Source organism: Frankia sp. AiPs1 (assembly GCF_023716945.1).
In the GTDB taxonomy this organism is placed as follows: Bacteria; Actinomycetota; Actinomycetes; order Frankiales; family Frankiaceae; genus Frankia.
This window is the reverse complement of the sequence record NZ_JAMQQF010000777.1, coordinates 1-2,160: the sequence shown is the minus strand read 5'-3', so window position 1 is coordinate 2,160 and position 2,160 is coordinate 1. Positions and strand designations below refer to the sequence as shown.

General features: G+C 73.0%; 1 protein-coding gene and 2 pseudogenes. 2 read left to right on the top strand and 1 reads right to left on the bottom strand.

Annotation, left to right across the window (positions count from 1 at the left end):
* A pseudogene (locus ND748_RS30555) lies at nt 1-318 on the bottom strand (hypothetical protein); the annotation flags it as partial.
* 772 nt (nt 319-1,090) lie between these two features.
* Between ND748_RS30555 and ND748_RS34790 the strand changes: the two are divergent.
* On the top strand, nt 1,091-1,753 hold the full coding sequence (locus ND748_RS34790; protein ID WP_251749750.1) for a response regulator transcription factor: 663 nt from the start codon (nt 1,091-1,093) through the stop codon (nt 1,751-1,753).
* 107 nt (nt 1,754-1,860) lie between these two features.
* Nucleotides 1,861-2,160, top strand: a pseudogene (locus ND748_RS30545) (hypothetical protein); the annotation flags it as partial.

The following is a 2,160-nucleotide window of genomic DNA, read 5'->3' as shown; positions in this document are numbered from 1 at the left end:
GCGCTGGGCGGTGCCGGCGCCGCAGCAGGCCCGGCCCGGTCCGCGTCCGCCGGCGACCGCGCCGGCGGACACCGGCTGGCCGGTGGGGGAACTGCCGGTGGGGGAACTGCCGGTGAAGGAAGGCCCGGCGGGCGAGCCGCCGATGAACGAAGGGCTGGTGAGGGAGCCGCCGGTGGAAGCGGTGCCGCCGGGGGAACCGGGGCCGGTGGGGGAGCCGCCGGCGGAAGATTGGCCGCAGGACGATGGGTGGAGGAACTCCGCTGTCGTCGGCGAAGACAGTGGAGCGCCGACCACAGCGCCGACCACAGCGCCGACCACGGCGCCAACCGAGGCGTTGGCTGACGCGCCGACCGGCGCGTCGGTCGAGGCGCCGGTTGAGCCGTTGGCCGAGGCGGCGGCCGAGGCCGAGAGGCGCCCGGCGCCCACTCCCTCGGGTGCGCAGGGAATCGTCGAGGAGTCGCCGGGACCCCCGGATGACGTTCCCCCGCGTCCGATCCCCGTTCCGGCCACGCTCCTCGCGGTCACCCGCGAGGGTCGGATGCAACTGGTGAGACCGACCGCGGCGGCAGTTGGACAACGGCCAAGACCGTAGAGACGTGCGGAGCCGACCCGAGCGCATATCTGGTTGCGATCAGGAGGTTCGTCAGCCCTCCTTGATTCGGATCGTCGAGGCGGTGGACATTAGGGGACACACAATGATCGCTGGGGCTGGGGCTGGGGCTGGGGGAGTGGAGTTGGGAGTTGGGAGTTGGGGGTGGAGGGCTGGACGCGGGGGATGCGGATGCGGTTCCGCGGAACCGCGGAACCGCATGATCGCCTGGCCTGGCCTGGCCTGGCCTGGCCTGGCCTGGGCTGGGGGATCCTGGTCTGTCGGCCGCGGCTGGTGTGACCTGCGAAGCTGCGTGTCGATCTCGTGGACGTGGAACGATCCGTCCGTGGACCGTGCGACTTCGGTACTGACCGGCCGCCTGATCGAAGCTGCCCGCGCAGCCTCCCGGCGAGATGACGGTGCGCTGTGGGAGCGGGTCTCGTGGGCACAGACTGCGGGGTCGGGTTCGGGGACAGGGGCAGGGATAGGTGCGGCGGCGTCGTGCGGGTAGCGCTCGCCGACGACGCCGCCCTGTTCCGCGAGGGGCTGTTGCTGCTGCTCACCACGGCCGGGCACGAGGTCGTCGGCTGCGTCGCGGACGGCGACGCGCTGCTGGAGCTGCTGGCCGCCGAACCGGTCGACGTCGCCATCGTCGACATCCGCATGCCGCCGGGCGCGGAGGGCGGCCTCACGACGGCGGCCAGGGTCCGGGCCCGGCACCCGAGCACGGGGCTGCTCCTGCTGTCTCACTATGCCGAGACGTTGTACCTCATGCGGTTCCTGGAGATCGGTACCGAACGGATCGGCTACCGGCTCAAGGAACGGATCGCCGGGGTGCAGGTGCTCACCGACACCCTGGCCCGCATCGACGCCGGGGAGATCGTGATCGAACCGGTGCTCGCCCGCCGCCTCGTCGACCGCCCCGCCGGCCCCAGCGGTCCGCTGGCGACGCTGAGTCCCCGGGAGTCGGACGTGTTGCGGCTGATGGCGGAGGGCCGGTCGAACAACGGCATCGCCGCCGCTCTGTATCTGTCGGCGAAGTCGGTGGAGAAGAACATCGCCAGCATCTTCACCAAGCTGGACCTGCCCGCCGACTCGGCGGCGCATCACCGCCGGGTGCTGGCGGTCCTGCGCTACCTGGACGCCCAGGCGTCGGGGGACTGAGCGGCTGTGGTGGCGCCATCGCAGCCTGGTCGTCAATGCCAGCTTCGGCGTGAGCCTCGATGCCGGCCTCGGTGTCAGCCTCGTCGTGGACGTCTGCCTTACCCGCGGTGACGGCTCTGCCGCGGTTGGCGCGCCCGGCATGGGTCGTTCTTGCCGAAGAGGTCGTCCCCCTGCCCGCGGACGCGACCCTGGGGCAGCGGGTCGCGCCGCTGCTGCGCAACCTGGCCCTGGCCGCCGGCGCCGGCGAGGCGAACCTCTGGCTGCCCGAGGACCCCGCGCCCGAGGGCTCCGCGTTCCCGCCTGAAGGCGCCGCCGCATCCACCCCCTGGCCCTCGGCCCTGTCGCCCTCGGCCCTGTCGCCTACGGCCCCGTTGCCCGCCGCGCCGTCGCCCGCCGTGCCGTTGGCC